Annotated in this window: 12 protein-coding genes and 1 tRNA gene; 8 read left to right on the forward strand and 5 right to left on the reverse strand. The window is 65.3% G+C overall.

What is annotated here, in order from left to right:
* Positions 1–7: 7 nt before the first annotated feature.
* Positions 8–1,030: an efflux RND transporter periplasmic adaptor subunit gene (locus tag H6844_18460; protein MCB9931392.1), complete on the reverse strand. Its 1,023-nt coding sequence runs from the start codon at positions 1,028–1,030 to the stop codon at positions 8–10.
* 503 nt (positions 1,031–1,533) lie between these two features.
* Here H6844_18460 and H6844_18465 point away from each other — a divergent pair.
* From H6844_18465 to H6844_18480, 4 genes are all read left to right on the forward strand, one after another.
* Complete coding sequence (locus H6844_18465; protein MCB9931393.1) at positions 1,534–2,100, forward strand: VOC family protein; 567 nt, start codon at positions 1,534–1,536, stop codon at positions 2,098–2,100.
* 10 nt (positions 2,101–2,110) lie between these two features.
* Positions 2,111–2,497 (forward strand): RidA family protein, encoded by a 387-nt coding sequence (locus H6844_18470; GenBank protein ID MCB9931394.1) that lies wholly within the window; start codon positions 2,111–2,113, stop codon positions 2,495–2,497.
* Positions 2,498–2,526: 29 nt separating this feature from the next.
* On the forward strand, positions 2,527–4,857 hold the full coding sequence (locus H6844_18475; GenBank protein ID MCB9931395.1) for a xanthine dehydrogenase family protein molybdopterin-binding subunit: 2,331 nt from the start codon (positions 2,527–2,529) through the stop codon (positions 4,855–4,857).
* A 117-nt stretch (positions 4,858–4,974) separates the two neighbouring features.
* The gene (locus H6844_18480) at positions 4,975–5,790 is read left to right on the forward strand and encodes a MipA/OmpV family protein (protein MCB9931396.1); all 816 of its coding nucleotides are present in this window, start codon (positions 4,975–4,977) and stop codon (positions 5,788–5,790) included.
* A gap of 175 nt (positions 5,791–5,965) precedes the next feature.
* On the opposite strand, the gene H6844_18485 is transcribed toward H6844_18480, so the two are convergent.
* The 3 genes from H6844_18485 to H6844_18495 all read right to left on the reverse strand — a co-directional run bounded on the left by H6844_18485 (position 5,966) and on the right by H6844_18495 (position 13,188).
* Positions 5,966–12,142, reverse strand: a complete 6,177-nt coding sequence (locus tag H6844_18485; GenBank protein ID MCB9931397.1) for a carboxypeptidase regulatory-like domain-containing protein — start codon at positions 12,140–12,142, stop codon at positions 5,966–5,968.
* Positions 12,143–12,735: 593 nt separating this feature from the next.
* Positions 12,736–12,810 (reverse strand) — tRNA-Glu (locus H6844_18490).
* Between the two features lie 87 nt (positions 12,811–12,897).
* Positions 12,898–13,188 carry a hypothetical protein gene (locus tag H6844_18495; GenBank protein ID MCB9931398.1) on the reverse strand — a complete coding sequence of 97 codons (291 nt, stop codon included), beginning with the start codon at positions 13,186–13,188 and terminating at the stop codon, positions 12,898–12,900.
* 43 nt (positions 13,189–13,231) lie between these two features.
* Between H6844_18495 and H6844_18500 the strand changes: the two genes are divergently transcribed.
* Both H6844_18500 and rpoH read left to right on the forward strand, forming a co-directional pair.
* Positions 13,232–14,200, forward strand: a complete 969-nt coding sequence (locus tag H6844_18500; GenBank protein MCB9931399.1) for an RluA family pseudouridine synthase — start codon at positions 13,232–13,234, stop codon at positions 14,198–14,200.
* A 159-nt stretch (positions 14,201–14,359) separates the two neighbouring features.
* Positions 14,360–15,274 carry an RNA polymerase sigma factor RpoH gene (gene rpoH, locus H6844_18505; GenBank protein MCB9931400.1) on the forward strand — a complete coding sequence of 305 codons (915 nt, stop codon included), beginning with the start codon at positions 14,360–14,362 and terminating at the stop codon, positions 15,272–15,274.
* A gap of 208 nt (positions 15,275–15,482) precedes the next feature.
* On the opposite strand, the gene H6844_18510 is transcribed toward rpoH, so the two are convergent.
* Positions 15,483–17,588, reverse strand: coding sequence for an endonuclease (locus tag H6844_18510; GenBank protein ID MCB9931401.1), 2,106 nt, complete (start codon positions 17,586–17,588; stop codon positions 15,483–15,485).
* A gap of 148 nt (positions 17,589–17,736) precedes the next feature.
* Here H6844_18510 and H6844_18515 point away from each other — a divergent pair, with 148 nt between their 5' ends.
* Together H6844_18515 and H6844_18520 are read left to right on the forward strand one after the other, a co-directional pair.
* The gene (locus tag H6844_18515; GenBank protein MCB9931402.1) at positions 17,737–18,129 is read left to right on the forward strand and encodes a VOC family protein; all 393 of its coding nucleotides are present in this window, start codon (positions 17,737–17,739) and stop codon (positions 18,127–18,129) included.
* Positions 18,130–18,148: 19 nt separating this feature from the next.
* Positions 18,149–18,976 (forward strand): hypothetical protein, encoded by an 828-nt coding sequence (locus H6844_18520; GenBank protein MCB9931403.1) that lies wholly within the window; start codon positions 18,149–18,151, stop codon positions 18,974–18,976.
* Positions 18,977–18,984: the final 8 nt, after the last annotated feature.

The following is an 18,984-nucleotide window of genomic DNA, read 5'->3' on the forward strand; positions in this document are numbered from 1 at the left end:
GTCGGACCTAGCCGTCTTTAGAGGGATTGCCGTCAGGGTCCGTCGCCATTTGCGGCGCAACCTTGCCGCCGGGACGGGCATTCTGGTGGCCGCTGACGATCACGCGATCACCCTTTTCGAGGCCGGATTTGACGACGATCACCGATCCGCGTTGCTCGCCCACGATCAGGCGTTTGATGCGCACCGTGTCATCCTTGTCGACGACCAGCGCATAGGCGCCCTGCTGGTCCAGCAACAGGCCGGCCTGTTGCATCACCAGTTTCTCCTCCGGCGCCTTGCGGACAACCTCGACATTGACCAGTTGCTGGTCGACCAGCAACTGGTCCGGATTGGGGATGCTGGCGCGGACCTCGACCGAGTCGGTGGCCGCCGACGCCTGGACATCCGCGAACTGGATATGGCCCTTGTGGGGGTAGAGCGAGCCATCCCCCAGATGGAGTTGCACATAGACGCTGTCGGCACCCTCGCCGATTTTCTGCACCTGCAACAGCAGCCATTGCGGCACCGGGAAGCGTACGAAGATCGGGTCTTGCGCCACCAGCATCACCAGGGGTCCGCTGGACGGCCCCACCAGATTGCCCACGGAATAGGCCGAACGGCCGATGCGGCCGTCCATGGGCGCGCTGATCTTGGTGTAACTGAGATTCAGGCGCGCAGTGCCCAGGTCCGCCTTGCGGGCCTGAAGGTTCGCCTGCGATTGCGCCAGGTTCGCGGCGGCTTCGTCCAGGCTGGCCCGGGCGACGTTGTTGCGGCTCGCCAGCGCTCTCATCCGGTCGAAGGTTTGGTTGGCCAGTGTCACCGCGGCTTCGGCGCTGACGACATTGGCTTCGGCCTGTTGCTCCGCCAGTTGAAACGTGTCGGGTTCGATTTGGTACAGCAATTCGTCTTTTTTGACGTCCGCGCCTTCCTCGAACAGCCGCGCCTTCAAGAACCCTTGCACGCGCGCCCGGACTTCCACCTTGTCGATGGCTTCGACGCGACCGGAGAATGTGCGGGTGTTGGTCAGGTCCTTCAATTCGGCCGGCGCCACGACCACCGACGGCGGAGGCGGCGGCGCTGTCTGACTCTGCGCCTGCTTCTCATCGCAGCCCGAGAGCAACCCTGCGGCGAGTAACATCAAAACTGCCGGGACGGCAAAGCGCATTCTCGCTCTCTCCATGAACCAAACTTCCTCGGTTTGCCATATCGGTAAAACGGTGCGGTAGCGTCAGCGAAACTGCTTACCCAAATCAGCGAGCTTCCCTATTACCCGGACTCGGGTATGTGCACAACAATAACACGTTGTCGCACTTTGTCTTTTGCGGCAGTATAGTAGCAACGGTGACGGTGAGCAACCATTGGTGAAAGTCTTCTAAACACCATCGACACCGAAGCGGGATGCGACCGGGGTTTTGTCGGCAGTGCTGATCAAATTTGTCTATATGCCACGCGCCGGCAGGTCTGTGGGGAGGGGCGCGGGTGCCGGGGCAATTGTCGCTGGCGTATCTCGGTCCGCTCGGCGTAAGATTTCCCCGAATAACGGAGGAAACAGCCATGTCACGAGCATCCAAGGCGACGCCGGTGGGGATCAACCACGTGGTTCTCAACGTGCGGAACATGGAAGAGTCGCACCGCTTTTGGACCGAAGTGGTCGGCATGCACCAGGTGGGCCAGTTGAAGCCGCGCCCGGACCGCCCCAATCCGCCGAACATGCGCTTCTATAGCGGCCTGCGTCAGGGCCGGGAGAACCACCACGATCTCGCGCTGGTCGAGAATCCGAACCTGCCGGAACCGCCGGAAGAATGGAGCATGTTCGGCATGCCGTCGGCGGTCAACCACATCGCCATCACCTTTCCCGACCGCGAGTCTTGGATGAAGCACCTGGAATATCTTCAGGAAAAAGGGGTGAAATTCAACCGTCGCGTCGATCATGGCATGACCCACAGCTTGTATATCAACGACCCCAACGGCTATGGCGTCGAACTGCTCTACGAGCTGCCGCGGGATGTCTGGGGCGGCGATATCGACGGCGCCCTGAACTGGGCCCGCGCCCTGCCGACCGAGGGCAAGGAGGCGCTCGAAGACGCGACCGACGACCTGCCCGTGTTCGGCAAGGCCTGACGAGGCGTCCATGCCCAAGCGCCAGAGCATCGAAATCCCCGGCTTCAGCCACGCCAACCCGATTCCGGGCGCGAGCCGCATCGGCAATCTGATGATGTCGAGCGTCATCGGCGGCCGGGACCCGGGCGCAAGCACCATGCCGCCGGATCTTGGCGGGCAGATCGCCAACGTCTTCACCCATATCCGCAGCGCCATGGCGGCGGCGGGCGGCTCGCCGGACAATATCCTGCGCATCACGTTTTATGTGCGGGATGCGGCGGAGGGCCGGGCAGCGCTGAACGGCGAGTGGGAGAAGATGTTCCCAGACCCCGAGTCCCGCCCCGCCCGGCACACCATCGCCGTGCCCGGCAGCGGTCCCGGTCTGGTCTCGTGCGAGTTCGTGGCGGTGCTGGACTGACGTCCCGACCGGAATGGAGAGCATTTGACATGAAATTCGGTGTCGGCCAGCCGGCCACCCGGCTGGAGGATATTCGTCTGGTCCAGGGCCAGGGCCATTTCCAGGACGACCGGCAACTGCCGGGTCAGGTCTATACGGTGTTCGTCCGCTCGCCCCACGCCCATGCGAAGATCAACGGCGTCGCGACCGCCGCTGCCAGGGCCGCGCCGGGCGTGCTGGCGGTCTATACCGGGGCGGACTATGCCGCCGACGGCCTCGGCATGCCGAAGGCGACGCAGCCGCGCAAGCGCGCCGACGGCTCGCCCATGTTCGCGCCGCAGCGCCCGGCCATGATGGTCGACCGGGTGCGCTATGTCGGCGACACCGTGGCCATGGTCATCGCCGAGACCCTGAACCAGGCCAAGGACGCCGCCGAACTGGTGGACGTCGACTACGAACCGCTGCCGTCGGTCACCGACACGGCCTTCGCCGCCGATCCGGCCTCGCCGCCGATCTGGGAGGGCAACCCCGACAACATCTCGCACCGCCACGAGCGCGGCGACAGGGCCAAGACCGAGGCGGCTTTCGCCGGGGCGGCCCACATCGTCAAGCGCCGCTATGTCATCACCCGCGTCCACGCCCAGTATATGGAGCCGCGCGGCTCGCTGGGGGTCTGGGATGCGGGCGACGAGCGCTATGTGCTCTATGCCGACGTGAACTACCCGCACCGGGTGCGCAACATGCTGGCCAACCAGGTGTTTCGCGTGCCGGAAAGCGCGGTCCGCGTCGTGGTGCAGGATGTGGGCGGCGGCTTCGGCACCAAGGGCTGGCAGTATGTCGACCACCGGCTGGTGCTGTGGGCGGCCCGGAAGCTCGGCCGGCCGGTGCGCTGGACCTGCGAGCGCTCGGAGGCCGTCATGGCTGACGAGCACGGGCGCGACAATATCGGCGAGATTTCCCTGGCCTTCGATGCCGGGGGCAAACTCCTGGGCCTGCACCTCGACATGATCGCCAATATCGGCGCCTATGTCGCCAGCGACCGGCAATTGCTGACGCCCTTCGGCCAGATCGGCACCGTGACCGGCGTCTATGACATTCCGGCGGCCTATGTCTGCATCGACGCGGTGCTGACCAACACCAACCCGACCGCCCCCTATCGCGGCGCCGGCCGGCCGGAAGCCATCTATCTGATCGAGCGCGCGATGGATGCCGCCGCCGACGAACTGGGCATCGACCGGCTGGAATTGCGCCGGCGCAACATGATCCAGCCCGCGCAACTACCCTACAAGACGCCGTTGGGGCCGCACTATGATGTGGGCGCCTTTCCCGACAATCTGGACCGGGCTTTGACGCTCGCCGATGTCGCCGGTTTTGCCGCGCGCCGGGCCGAATCGGCGGCGCGCGGCAAGCTGCGCGGGCTCGGCATCGCCAACGCCATCGAGCAGGCGGCCGGCCCGCAGCCGGAATATGCGGAGGTGCGCTTCAACCCTTCCGGCACGGCACTGCTGATGCTGGGCACCAAGAGCCACGGCCAGGGCCACGAGACGGTGTTCAAGCAAATCCTGCACGAAAAGCTGGGCATCGACCCGGCGGACGTGCGCTTTATCGACGGCGACACCGACCGCGTCGCCTTCGGCATGGGCTCGAACGGATCGCGGTCCATGGCCATTGGCGGGTCGGCGCTGGTGCTGGCGGCGGACAAGATCATCGCCAAGGGCAAACGGCTGGCCGCGCACCTGCTGGAGGCGGGGGAAGGCGACGTGGAATTCGCGGACGGCGCGTTCAGCGTCGTCGGCACGGACCGAAAGCTCGCCCTGAAGGACGTCGCCCGTGCGGCCTTCCAGCCGGCGCGTCTGCCGCAAGGGATGGAGCCGGGCTTCTATGAGAACGCCACCTTCAGCGCGAGCGAGCCGACCTATCCGAACAGCTGCCATGTCTGCGAGGTGGAGGTGGACCCGGAAACCGGCCGCACCCAGGCGCTGGGCTATTGGGTGGTGGACGATGTGGGCACGGTCATCAATCCGCTGACGTTGAAAGGCCAGATCCACGGCGGCATCGCCCAGGGCATCGGCCAGGCGCTGATGGAGCGCGTGGTCTACGACCCCGACAGCGGCCAGTTGCTGAGCGCCAGCTTCATGGACTACGCCATGCCGCGGGCCGGCGACCTGTCCTCGGTCGCGGTCGAGAGCAACCCGATTCCCACCGCCCGCAACCTGCTGGGCGCAAAGGGGGCCGGGGAGGCGGGTACGGTCGGAGCACTGCCCAGCTTCATGCTGGCGGTGATGGATGCGCTGCGCCCGCTCGGTGTGCGGGACCTGGACATGCCGGCAACGCCGGAAGCCGTGTGGCGGGCGATCCAGGCCGCGCGTTCGGCCGGCTGAACCGGCACCTTGGTCCTATCCGGTTGTTGCGGATTGCAATTGCGGTGGCAGTTGTATGTGGTACCCTGTTCGCGGAGATGCATATGTGCTTCCGCTCTGAGAAGGCAGGTCCAAGCAATGCGTACAACCGCTATTTCCGCTGTGTTTTCGGCCATCGCCTGTGCAATGGGCGGGGCGGCCGTGGCGGCCGATGGTTTCATCACCATTGCGCCGGGGAATATCCCCAATTTTTTCGCCATCGGCATTGGCGCCGCACCGGACTATCTGGGCTCAGACAACTACATGGCCGGCGGCGCTCCCGCCGGTCGGGTGGCGATTGGCGAGCACCGCTATGTGAGCCTGGAGGCGAACTATCTGAGTGTGAATCTGATCAACGATCCGCACTTCCAGGCCGGGCCGTCCGGGCTGTATCGCTTCGGGCGGGACAATGTGGACGACCGGTTGGTGGACAAGCTGCCGGACATCGACAACACCGTCGAGTTGGGCGCATTCGTCGGCTATGAGTGGTGGGACGAGGACGATTCCCGCAATCGCTGGCGGATCGGAGCCGACTTCCTGCACGATGTCGGCGGCGTGCATAACGGCTTCGTCGTCAGCGCGTCGCTGCGCAAGTGGTTTGCCATCGGCTCGACCGGGGCATTGGGGATTGGCCTCGCCACCTCCTACGGGTCCGACGACTATACCGACAAGTATTTTTCGGTGACGAGCCGCGGCGCGGCGGCCAGCGGCCTGCACATGTTCCAGGCCGATGGCGGCATGCGCGACGCGCGGTTGACGGCCCTTTATGTCCAACCGATTTCGCAATCGTGGATCGTCGGCGCCGGTGCGATGTATTCGCGCTTTCTGGGCGACGCCGCCGACAGCCCGGTGGTGGACGACCGCGGCGATGCCAACCAGTTCATTTTCGGCGTGGGCGCCGGCTATACGTGGTGACCCGCCGCTGACCCGAAGACTCCGTCGCCGGGTCTTCTGACCGAGCTGCCGGGCGGCCAGCCTCGCGCGCAAGGACAGGCTGCCTCGCGGCCAACCTAGCCCAAGATACGAAACGCCGGGCAATTTTCTGAAGCTTGGCCGCGCCACCCGGTTTCCCGGAGGCACGGCATTGGGCCTATACGGTATGGCAGTCCTGCGCCAGATCGTCGAAGGGTACGCCGATGATCAAGGGTTGGACATTGCCATTGGCTTCGGCCTCCGGGGTCGGGTCGAGCACCAGTCCGACAAGATCGCCGGCACCGGCTGCGTAGCCTTCGCCGTTCGCCACGGCCAGGTCGTGGATCTCCTGCGCGTTGGCTTGGGTGCCCAGGCCGCTGCTGACAAACACGAAGTCGTCGGTCAGGCCCCAGATCGCGCCTTGTACCTCGGCCTCGGTATAGGTCTGGCCGGTGCCGTCGCCGTTGTCCATCGAGGCGAAATCCTGATTCAGGATCCAGTTGATCAGATCCAGATTCTCGGGATGCCCGAGAATACCCGTCGGGACCGAACCCTCGGCAGCGAGGTAGAAGTCGTAGGGGACGTCGACCCCGACATCGATCGGCTCGAACAAGGCGAGGCAGTCGGCGCTTTCGAAGGTGACGCCGTCGAAACGGGCGTCGCCGGTGTTCGACAGCGTCACGTCGAACAGACTGCCGCCATAGGTCCTGTCCTCGCTCAGGACCAGCGTGCCGCTGGTCGGCAGGCTGGTTTCGATGGTCCCCAGTGTGTTGGTGGTGCCGTGGAAGGTGATGTCGACAGTGGCGCTGTCGACGCCGCCAAGGCCGTCGCTGACGGTATAGGCATAGCTGGCGCCCGTGTCGGTCCCGACCAGCGCGTCCTCATAGGCCGTGCCGGTCGCATCGAAAACCAACTCTCCGCCGGACAAGGTGATTTGCACGCCGTCCGACGCGGTGACGGTCTGCCCATCGGCAATCGACTGGCCGTCGACCGAGGTGATGGTCAGGCTGTTCCCATCGGCATCCGTGTCGTTGGCCAGCACGTCGACCGTCACAGGGGTGTCCGCGCAGGTCTGGTCCGCATCGTCCATCGCGACCGGCGCGGCATTCAACTGCACCAGGCCCGCATCCACATCGCGCTCGGCCTGGCCTGCGGCGAGACTGATCACGCCGGTCAGGCCGCCCGCGCGGGCGTCGCTGTCATTGTTGACCGCATCCGGCGCCGCCGCGCTCGCCGTCGTGAAGGCATAACCGTCCGCCGTCGTGAACCGCACCTGGTAGTTGCCGGCGTCGAGATGGTCGAACAGATACTGGCCGGCGGCGTCGGTGGCGGTCGACGCCAGCACCGCGCCGGTGCCCGCGTCGATCAGGCTGACGGTCAGGCCCGCGGCGCCTTGCTCGCCAGCGTTCCGCACGCCGTCCTTGTTGGCGTCGAACCAGACCGTGTCGCCCAGCGAGGCGTGCCGGTGGCATCCACATCGCGTTCGGCCGAGACTGATCACGCCAGTCAGGCCGCCCCGCGCAGGCGTCGCTGTCATTGTTGACCGCATCCGGCGCCGCCTCGCCGTCGTGAAGGACCAGGCCGCGCGTAGTTGCCGGCGTCGAGATGGTCGCGATACTGGCCGGCGTTTGACGGTCCGCAGCACGCGCCGATCGGTCAGGCCGGCGCTCGTTGGTGGCAGGCAGACCGTGTCGCCCAGCGAGGCCGTGCGTCGCCATCGCAGCTGCCTGCGGCGAGCATCCGCCGCCGCGCGGGCGTCGCTGTCATTGTTGACCGCATCCGGCGCCGCCGCGCTCGCCGTCGTGAAGGCATAACCGTCCGCCGTCGTGAACCGCACCTGGTAGTTGCCGGCGTCGAGATGGTCGAACAGATACTGGCCGGCGGCGTCGGTGGCGGTCGACGCCAGCACCGCGCCGGTGCCCGCGTCGATCAGGCTGACGGTCAGGCCCGCGGCGCCTTGCTCGCCAGCGTTCCGCACGCCGTCCTTGTTGGCGTCGAACCAGACCGTGTCGCCCAGCGAGGCCGTGCCGGTGTCGACCAGGCCCGCATCCACATCGCGTTCGGCCTCGCCTGCGGCGAGACTGATCACGCCGGTCAGGCCGCCCGCGCGGGCGTCGCTGTCATTGTTGACCGCATCCGGCGCCGTCGCGCTCGCCGTCGTGAAGGCATAACCGTCCGCCGTCGTGAACCGCACCTGGTAGTTGCCGGCGTCGAGATGGTCGAACAGATACTGGCCGTTGGCGTTGGTGACGGTCGTCGCCAGCGCCGCGCCGGTGCCCGCATCGATCAGGCTGACGGTCAGGCCGGCGGCGCCTTGCTCGCCAGCGTTCCGCACGCCGTCCTTGTTGGCATCGAACCAGACCGTGTCGCCCAGCGAGGCCGTGCCGGTGTCGACCAGGCCCGCGTCGATATTGCGTTGGGCCTCGCCGATCGACAGGGACACCACGCCGGTCAGGTTGCTGGCGGCCGCGTCGCTGTCGTTGTTGGCGGCATCCGGCGCCAGGGGGCTCTGCGTCGTCAACGCATAGCCGTTGGGAGTGACGAATTCGACCTGATAGATGCCGGCTTTGAGGTTATCGAACAGATAATGGCCGGCGGCGTCGGTGATCGTCGTCGCGACCAGCGAACCGTTCGCCGAGTTGATCAGTTCGACGGTGACGCCCCCGGCGCCCTGTTCGCCATTGTTCAGCAGGCCATCCTTGTTCGTGTCGTACCAGACGGTATCGCCCAGCGAGGCCGTGCCCGGATCGACCAGGCCCGCGTCGATGTTCAGTTGGACCTCGCCTTCGGTCAGGTAAATCGTGTCGGTCATGCCGTTCGCATGAGCATCCGAGTCGGTGTTCGCGAGTTCCGGTCCGTACGGCGCCTTGGTGGTGAACGCATAGCCGCCGGGCGCAACGAACATCACCTTATAGGCGCCGGGGTCCAGATCCTCGAACAGGTAATGGCCGTTCGCGTCCGTCACCTTGGTCGCCAAGACCGCACCCGAAGCCGCGTCCAGCAGCTTGACGGTCACGCCGGCGGCGCCGTGCTCGCCGATGTCCTGCAGGCCGTTCTGATTGGTATCGTACCAGACCGTGTCGCCCAGCGAGGGCTTGTCGCAGATCTCGATCCGCAGGTTTTCCCGGGCGGGTTCGCAGGTTGGATCGTCGGTCAGGCGGACCAGCGTGACCTCGTAGACATTGTCCTTGCCCTGATCCTGCGGATTCTCGTAGTCCGGCGCGGTCTTGAAATTCACCACGCCGTTTTCGTCGACCGTGAACAGCGCCGCATCCGGGCCTTCCAGCTGGTAGGTCACGCTGCCGGTCGCCTCGAAATCCTGGGAGACGGTGGAGCGCACGATCTCGCGTCCGCCCGCGTCGGTCTCGTAGCTGACCTGGCCGGAAATCTCGGTAATTCTGTAGGATTGCAGGCTTTGCAGTTCGCCGACCTCGACCACCGCGTCGCCATCGTCGACCCAGAGCGCCAGCCCGTTCAGTTCCGCCCCGGAGACCACGCCGTCATGATTGGCGTCGAACTGGGCCCGGAGCTTGGCATAGCCGTCCGTGTAGGCGCCGTTGTCGTCGCCGAACAGGCGCGAGCCGTCCATGTGGGCAAGCGCGTTGCCGTCGCGGTTGTCGATCAGGATGCCGTCGCCGGAGCCGTCGAACCATTCGATCCGCTCGGCCACGCCGTCGGCGTTCATGTCGAACAGAACGGTCTGGCCGATGGTCAGGCCGGTCTTGTCGGCCGATGACGTCGCGCCGGTCACGCCGATCTGGCCGTCATGGTTCAGATCGATTGCCACCGGCGTCGTCGCGACCACGCTGACGCGCTCGCAAGCCTGGTCCAGATCGTGATTGTAGATCTCGTCGATCACCACCCCGAACACGAAGTTCAGGGCCGAAGACTCGGTGCCGATGAAGAAGGCGTCGGACTGGGTTTGCCCGGCCTTTACCGTGACTTGCATCTCCTCATAGCGAGGCGCATTGATTTCGTTCGCCTGGTCGGTCAGATAGGCCGCGCCGTCATAGGTGGTGGGGCCGCTGGGCAGGTCGTTCGGATCGACGGTCAGGCGGACCGTGAATGTCAGATCGGTCTCGGCGGGTTGTTCCAGAAAAACGTAATAGGGAACGGCGGTCGTCGTCGCATTGTTCCAGTGGTTCACTTGGTCTTCGTCGAAGCCGGTCTGGCCCACCCGGGCGCAGATCGGCTGGTCGACCATGAAATAGACGTCTTCGCTGACCAACTCGCAGTTGGTGTCGAAATCCCGCACGAAGGTTTCGTTTTCGCAGACCGTGATCGTCACATCGGTCGTCGCGCCGATCGTGCCGGTATCCACGCCCGAGGTTTCCACCCCGGCCGTCACCCGGGCGGTGGCGCTGAGGCCGCCATCCGAGGCAACGCGATAATCGCCGGCAGCCAGGTCGTGGAACGAATAGCCGCCATCGGCGCGAGTGGTTGCGGTGACGGCGTGGCCGTCGGCGTCGAGCACCTGGCTGTTGTCGGCGTGCAGCAAGGAAACGGTGCGACCGCCCAGGCCGGCCTCGCCGTCGTCCCGCTGCCCATCCTGGTCGCCATCGTAATAATAGGTGCCGGTCAGAACGCCGGTGTCATAGGTCATGTTGACCTGGCGCACGGACACATTGTCCAGCATGGCGCCGAGGCCGTTGTCGGACTTGCCGGAGTCATAGCCGCTTTCGGTGAAGCGGATCGTGTGGGTGCCGGCGGTCAGGTGAAGGTCGAAACTGCGATGCTGGAAGCCGCGGTCGAAATTGCTGTCGGTACCGGTGCCGGTGACCTGCACGATCTCGTCGTCGACGTAAACCAGGAAGGAATTGCTCTCGGCATCGAGCCACCAGGGCTCGTCGACGGAATTGTAGGCGCGAACCCCGTAGTCGTAGGCGACCTGATAGGTGCCGGTCTCGACGACCATGAAGGTTTGCTGAATGCCTTCCACGGCACCAGAGGTCGCATCCAGCTCGACGATCGCGTTGCCGACCGTATTGCCGGTGTTGTAGTTGCCGGTTTGCAACTCGATCCATTTGGCGTCGTTGGCGACTTGCCAGCCCGGCAGCGCCGTGCCGGTCACGCCGCCATAATTCCACCAGCCGATCGCGCCGGCATGGGCATGGTTTTCAAAGCCGCCATTGACGATCAATTCGCCGCCGAGGCTGCGGACCTCCTGGTCGACATGGTCGCCGGCCTGCAACACCCGGTATTCGAAGCCGTCGGCATTGGCCCGCAGGCCGAAATCGACATCGCTGACGGTCTGGCCCGTGCCGACGGCCACCGCACCGCTCTGCCCGAAGCGGCCGAAGAGCTGGGCCGCATCGCTGTCGATGGCGTCGTTGCCGCCGACATTGGCGGCGACGAAGCCCTCGCCAGTGTGATCCGTGACCCGCACCCGGTAATCGTTGCTGGCGTGCAGGCCGCCGAACCGGTAGCCGCCGTCCGCATCCGTCGTCGTTTCCCGAAGCACGAACCAGTAGCCGGCGGAATAGGCGTAGAGTTGCACGGTGGCTCCGGCGATTCCGGCGTCGCCGTTGTCGATATTGTTGCCGTCGGCGTCGACGAAGACGCGACCCTGGATCGTGCCGTGGAGGGCCGAGTTTACGCCCGCATCGACATTGGTGACATGTTCGCCGGCCCCCAGGCTGATAGAGTTCACTTGGCCGAATTCGCCGAACGTCTGGTTGACATCGCTGTCGTTGAGGTCGTCACCGACACTCGTCGCCACGAACGTCTCGCCGGTTTGGTTGTGAAAACGCACGCGGTAGTCCTGATGCGCGACCAGACCTTCCAGCGTGTAGTTGCCGTCGGCGTCGGTGATTGTCTCCGCGGCGACCACCCAGCCGGACCCGAAATTCGCGTAGGCCTGGACGGTGGCGCCGGCGACCCCGGCATCGCCGTCGTCGCGGGCGTTGCCATTGGCGTCATAGAAGAACCGGCCGGAAATCGCCCCGACCTCGGCCGTTGGCACATAGCCGACGTCGATATGGCCGTAGACCTGGCCGGCTTCCAGGTGAATGACGTCGGTCAGGCCGCTCGAATACGCGTCGGAATCCACCAGGAGGTTCGCAACGCTATCCTTCTCGGAGAAGGTATAGGTGTCGATTTCGGCGAACCGGACGAAATAGTCGCCGGGCGGCATTTCAAAACGGTAAGTGCCACCGGCCGTGGTATAGGTCTCGGCGACAACATTGCCCCACTCGTCCAGCAATTGCACGAGCTGGCCGGAAATCCCGGAGTCCCAACGGCCCAGGTCTGCGTTCCATTCGCCGTTGCTGCCGTCGAGATCCAAAAACAGGCGCCCCTGGATCACACCGAGGGAGGAGGCGGAAGTGCTCGAAAGCTCTTGGGTGTTGTCGGCCATATCGGGTTTCCCACTACATACAGCGCATTGGGCGAAAGCGTGGGCGTCGGACCATTGGTCCGTATACTAACGCAACGAATGCGCAGAGTTGTCTGCATAGTTGAATGCATATAATGATATGGATAATTTTACGTATAGGCAAAGTGATTTTCTTTAGAGATAAAGGGATAATACCCAGATATCCCGGTTGTCTATCGGCTATCCCCTTGTTACTGAAAGGCCCAGATGATAATTGGTATAGTTCAAAAGTTTTGCGCTAAGGCCTGTCCGCGCCCGGGGCGATCCGGTTCCGGACCGCGGAATCGCCAACGATGTACCCGCACGGATGGTTCGAGCGGAAGATGGTATGCGCCAACCATACGGCCAATGGTCGACCGAACCGGCCATGCGGCGCGACCGGGCCAGGCGGAACGCCGTGCTGCGCTTCGAAATTCTGTCTGTGGTGAATGGAAACTTCCGAGCCGGCCGCGTCCGCATTGATCGGGAGGCAACGTGACCGGGCTTCAAGCGCCCGGTTCATATGGTCGGAATAGCGTGGTCAGCCCGGGCCGGAATGCGACCGTAAGCCGTTGATTGCGCGCGGTAATGAAGAGTGGTGACCCCTAGGGGAATCGAACCCCTGTTTTCAACGTGAGAGGCTGACGTCCTAACCGCTAGACGAAGGGGCCACACAGAGAAGAAGCCGGTATATGCCATCGGCGACCGGTCAGATCAAGCGGAGATTTTGCTGTTTTCCCAACCCGCGACCATGGCGCTCAATGGGGCGTCACCGCCAGGTTGACACGACCCTGCTCGCTGCCGTCGGTGGCGTTCAGGATGAGCAGGGATTGGCTGCCATCGGCCCCGTCCAGGCGCAGGACGATGCGGCCATCGCCCACCCGGGTCTCGGCGATGCGGGTGCCGGGCGGAAGCGTCACCAGCCCCTGGAAGGCGGCGGTCGGCGTCCCCATGTCTTGCGTCCGCATCACCAGCGTCACCGCCACCACGACGAACCCGACCAGGATCAGCACCCCCATCCCGATGACCACCGCCTTGATCGCGCCCATCGATTTGACTTCCTTTGCGCTTGGAACATTGTAGGAAGAGGGCATGCGCGACGACGACGAACTCCGCCATGCGACGATTCCGCCAGCACTGGCCGGCGAACGGCTGGACCGTGCCGCGGCAGCGTTGTGGCCCGATTTGTCGCGCACGCGGCTGCGCGTCCTGATCGAGAGCGGCGACCTGCGGACGGACCGGGCGCTTTCCCCGTCGGCGACGGTGCGGGAAGGAGAGGCGCTGAGCCTGCGCCTGCCGCCGCCCGTGGCGTCGCGGTTGGAACCGCAGGCCATTCCGCTTGCGATTCTCTATGAAGACGAGGCCGTGCTGGTGATCGACAAGCCGCCGGGCCTGGTGGTGCATCCGGCGCCCGGGCACCCGGACGGAACCCTGGTCAACGCCGTTCTGGCCCATTGCGGCGACAGCCTGGCGGGTGTCGGCGGCGAGCGGCGCCCCGGGATTGTCCACCGTCTCGACAAGGACACCAGCGGCGTCATGGTGGTCGCCAAGAGCCAGGCCGCGCATGCGAACCTGGTGGCGCAATTCCAGGTGCATTCGATCGAACGCGCCTACATCGCCTTCGTTTCCGGAACGCCCAATCCGCCGCAGGCCCTGATCGACCTGCCCATCGGCCGCCATCCGGGCGACCGCAAGCGCATGAGCGTCGTCGCCCGCGGCCGGCCCGCCCGGACCCATTATACGGTCGAACGCTATTTCGGACAGGTGGCGGCGCAGGTGCGCTGCCGGCTGGAGACCGGGCGCACCCATCAGATCCGGGTGCACCTGTCGCATTCCGGCCTGCCGGTGCTGGGGGATCCGGTCTACCTCAATATGTCGAGCGCGCGCCGTGCCGCCCTGAAGCCGGTGGAGGCTACGCTCAAATCCCTAGGGCGGCAGGCGCTGCATGCGGCGGTTCTGGGCTTTGCCCATCCATTAAGCGGTGAAACCGTCCGTTTCGAGAGCGATCTGCCCTCAGATTTGCGTTCACTGCAAAAATGTTTGATCCAATCCTACGCTTAATCCGTATCAGTGTTAGAACCATATCAAGCACCCGGCCCCTAAAAGCGCCAATTTGCTGCCTGTGCGAATTGTGTATTTCGCATAGCGGCGAGGCGGCCTTACATATGGTCCGGTGAATGGCTCCGTGACGGGCCATTACGAGTAGAGAGGGATGTGACTATGGCTGTTCCGGCAACGATTCCTGCAATTTCCGCCGAGGGGAACCTGACCCGGTATCTGCAGGAAATCCGCAAATTCCCGATGTTGGATCCCGACGAGGAATTCATGCTGGCCAAGCGCTGGCAGGAGCACGAGGACGTGGAAGCCGTCCACAAAATGGTGACCAGCCATTTGCGGCTGGTGGCGAAGATTGCCATGGGCTATCGCGGCTACGGCCTGCCGGTTGGCGAGCTGATCTCGGAAGGCAATGTCGGGATGATGCAGGCGGTGAAACGCTTCGACCCCGACCGTGGCTTCCGTCTGGCGACCTATGCCATGTGGTGGATCCGCGCCTCGATCCAGGAATACATTCTGCATTCCTGGTCGCTGGTGAAAATGGGCACCACGGCGGCGCAAAAGAAGCTGTTTTTCAACCTGCGCAAGATCAAGGGCCAGTTGAAGGCGCTGGACGACGGCGACCTCAGCCCGGAAAACGTCGAGAAGATCGCGACCCGGCTCCAGGTGAGCCAGGACGACGTGATCTCGATGAACCGGCGCCTGTCCGGCGGCGACCAGTCGCTGAACGCGCCGCTGCGCATCGATGGCGACGGCGAATGGCAGGATTGGCTGGAGGACGAGTCCGACAGCCAGGAAGTGCTGATCGGCGAGGAGGAGGAACTCGACCATCGTCGCCGCATGCTGGGCGAGGCGATGGAGTGCCTGAACGCGCGCGAGCGGCACATCCTGACCGAGCGGCGCCTGAAGGACGATCCGGCGACCCTGGAAGATCTGAGTCACGAATACGGCATCAGCCGCGAGCGCGTGCGCCAGATCGAGGTGCGGGCGTTCGAGAAGCTGCAACGGGCGATGCGCGCCGCGGCGATCCAGGAAAACCTGGCCGCCAAAAAGGCCTCGGAGGCGTATCTGGTAGGGTAATCCGGCGAAAAGCGCCGGCCACCGGCGTGCCCCGGAGGTGGCGGAGCGCCGCTCCGGGGCGGCCGGGACTCCCTGTTCCCCGGAGGTGGCTGAGCCGCCATCCGGGGCCGGCGTCATCCTTCGAACACCGCCGCCGCGGGTGTTCGCGAGAGCGACCGGTCCCGGCGCACCGCTCCGCGGCGGCCGGGACACACCCGCCTGAAATCCCTCAGCCGAGGCCGCGAGCGAAGGCGATCGTGTCGGCCCAGTCCGGGCGGTCGATCAGGGGATTGCGGTTGCCCTGCGCGGTCGCAACCGTTGCGTTGCGATGCAACTCCCAGGGAGAGTCGGCGGGCGGCGATTGCCGGTGCCAGTCCAGGAGGATGGGGATGCGGTCGGCGCTGAACTCGTTGCTGGTGTCGTTGACGAAGCCGGGATAGCGCAGCAGGAAATACAGGGTGGCGCGCGCCACCGCCCCTTTGTTGAAGCCCGGCTCGAAATTGTGGCCGTCGATCTTGCCGCAATCGCCGCGGACGGCCTCGCCGAAATCCGGGAAGTCGGTGTAGGGGTGGTTCGAGCGGAAGCTGTTGCAGCGCGATTCGCAGGTGAACAGGTGGTGCAGGTCGGTCCGCATCGGGTTCTTCTTGTCGAACCAGGATTGCGGCACCACGTGCTCGCAATTGAAGGGCAGGGCGGCCTCGAACTCGGCCAGTTCGTCGGCGATGTCCTCGTCGCTGCGAGTGGACTCGATGGCCAGCAATTCCGTGCGGCGTTGGTCGAGCAGGGCCTCCAGCGCGCGCTCCTGGGCGATGATCATTTCTGCCGGAAACGCCTCGCCGGAATAGACGCTGCGCAGCAGGCCGTCCGGATAGCGGTCGATGACGGGATAGAGGTGATCGAGCCGCGCTTCGGAGTAGCTGAACACGCGCTCGTGGCTTTGGCGCAACAGGTCCGACAATTGCTGATAGAGCCCGGCCGGGTCCGCGGTGTCGTCGATGTCCGCGTAATACCGGCGCGCGGCTTCCCGATCCGCCGCTGCGTCATAATATTCGGTATCGACACCGGGCAATGGCGGCTCCGGCGGGGTGGGCGGTACCGGGGTTGGTGGCACCGGGGTTGGCGGCGTACCGACTCCCGTTCCGGTACCCGTGCCCGTCTCCGGCGGGGCGGGGCCGACCCGAACCGTCGGCGCGCCGACGTCGATCTTGGCCCCATTCGCGCCGAAACTGACCTGGAGCGGCAAGGTGAAGGCGACCTGACCGCCCACGGTGGCGGCGCCGGTCGAACCGCTCGCGGTCGGCGTGTCGGTCTCCAGCCGCCGCGGATGCAGGGTCAGCGCCTCGTCGATCAGCCGCTGGCGGTCGGGTGCCAGGGTCAGCGAGCGCAAATGGCGGACGATGCGCGATGCGCGGACGCCCTCGTTCGCGACCCATTTGATCGGGCGCACGATCTGCCCGCTGGCATCGGTCTCCGGAACGCCGGAATGGTGCAGGGCCACCACCTCCCAGGCGTCGTTGAACACCGGCGAGCCGCTGGAGCCGGGCTCGGTGTCGGTGGAGTAGTGCAGGAACAGGTCCGGGTCGTCGGTCAGGTGCAACAGCCGGTTGTCGCGGAACGCGATCTGCTTCGGGCCGCCATTCGGGTGCTGGATGATGTTGAGCGGTTCGCCGACCAGCACCTTGCCCTCTTCGCCGATCAGCCTGTGCCAGCCATAGGACCGCGGCTCGGTTCCGCCAGCGGTCCGCCCGACGGCGACCAGCGCAAAGTCCAGGTTGAAATCGGACACGAAAAAGCGCGAAGGCTCCAGCGGGAACAGCACGCTCTGCCGCATCGCCCCCAGCGGGCCTTCCTCATAGTCCATTTCAAGCTGGCTGTTCTGCGCGTCGATGGCGGTTTGCAGCACGTGATGGTTCGTCAGCACCAGTTGCGGCGAGACGAGGAAGCCGGTGCCGTAGCCGACAATGCGTTGGGAGGCGTCGCGAATGCGGATACGCCCCACCGCCCGCGAGGCCCGGTTGCCGTGCGAGAGATAGCGGACGCCGGTCAGATTGTTCTGGCCCAGCACCCGCTCCAGCCCGACGCGGGCGGTTTCGTCGTGGTCCGCCAGGGCAATGGCGGCGCGCGCGGGCTGCATCGCCTCTTCGGGCTTCAGTTCGGCCGCCAGCTCGCGGAAGCCCAGCCGGCGCAGGCGCTTGCCGACCCGCTCGTGCCGGTCCAGTTCCAGGGGCGTCTTGCCGTCCTTCAGGGCTTGCTGGACCGCGGCGATCGCGGCTCGGGCCTTGCGGTAGCGTTCGGCCGCGCGTTCCATCTGGATCTGGTCATAACCCGTCTGCATTGCCGGCTTCCTTTCGATCCTGCGCTGGCGCCCCACCGCGGGAAAGCCTAACCCGTGTCGGTGGCCCCGGCTATGAGCGACTTCACACGAGGTGCCCCGCGGCGGTAGTATCCGGGCGACCACACACGCCAAAACGCGGGAGGACGCCATGTCCGTCGGCTTGCTCGACCACTACAATATTCGCACGGCCAAACTGGCCGAAACGGTGGGCTTTTATGAGAAGGTCCTGGGCCTGAAGGACGGCGACCGGCCGAATTTTGCCTTCCCCGGCGCCTGGCTCTACAGCGAAGGCCGCCCGGTGCTGCATCTGATCGACATTTCCGGCAGCGGCGAAGGGCAGAAGGACGGTACCGGCTGCATCGATCATATCGCCTTTGTCAGCAATGGCTTCGAGGCGATGAAAACGCATCTGGAGTCGACCGGCTACGAATACGAGGCGCGCATCGTGCCGGGCGGCAAGCTCTGGCAGATTTTCGTGCGCGACCCGAACGGGCTGCTGATCGAGCTGAACTACGACGCTGCCGCCGAACAGGCCGCCTGAACCGGGGAGGGCAGAGACGATGGACGCCATCGCCTACCGCGTCGAAGCGGGCTATGAGTTTCCGAGCGAAATCCTGACCGTGACCGAGGGCGAGCAGCGCTGGCGCCATGCCTGCTGCGACATCCCGCACGGCTTTTATGGCGACCGCGCCGACCCGACCATCCTGGCCACCCGGCCGATCAAGGTGATCGGCGAGGCGCTGTTCGCCAATTACGACGACCGCGGCTATGTCCACACCGAAAGCACGATCGAGCAATTCGCGCCGATCCCGCTGGAAGCGCCGATCGCCTTTGCCGGGCGATTCACGGCGGTGGACGACCACCCGCGCGGCTGGATGATGCACGGTGCCTTCACCTATCACGGCCCGGACGGCCGGCTTTTGCTGGAAGTCAAGCCGAAGGCGCTGATGGCCGACCAGACCAAGATGCGGCCACGGCCGGCAGTGGCGGCGGAGGATGGCTATTCCACCGCCCTGCGCCCGCCGCCGCCCGTGGATCTGGAGCCGGGCTGGGAGTTGCTGTGCAACCGGCAGGTGACGCCGGCCAAATGCCTCGGCTACAGCGGCAACACCCGCAACATCATCCACACCGACCCGGCCTATGCGCAGAATTTCGGCTATCGCATGCCGATTTTCGCCGGCAATGCCATGGTGCAGAACCTGGTTCAGGTGGCGCAGACGGACGGGTTGCTGGACGCGTTCAAGGTGCATGTGCGCATGTTGCGCCCGGTGCACTGGGACGACGGCCTCGCCATTGTCGGCCGGCGTGACGACGCCGGCCGCATTGTCGAGGTCCGTGCCATCGGGCCGGAGGGCAAGCCCACCAACGATCTCGTGCGGCTCGACTGATCGCCGGT

It is taken from the genome of Alphaproteobacteria bacterium (assembly GCA_020638555.1).
In the GTDB taxonomy this organism is placed as follows: Bacteria; Pseudomonadota; Alphaproteobacteria; order Bin95; family Bin95; genus JACKII01.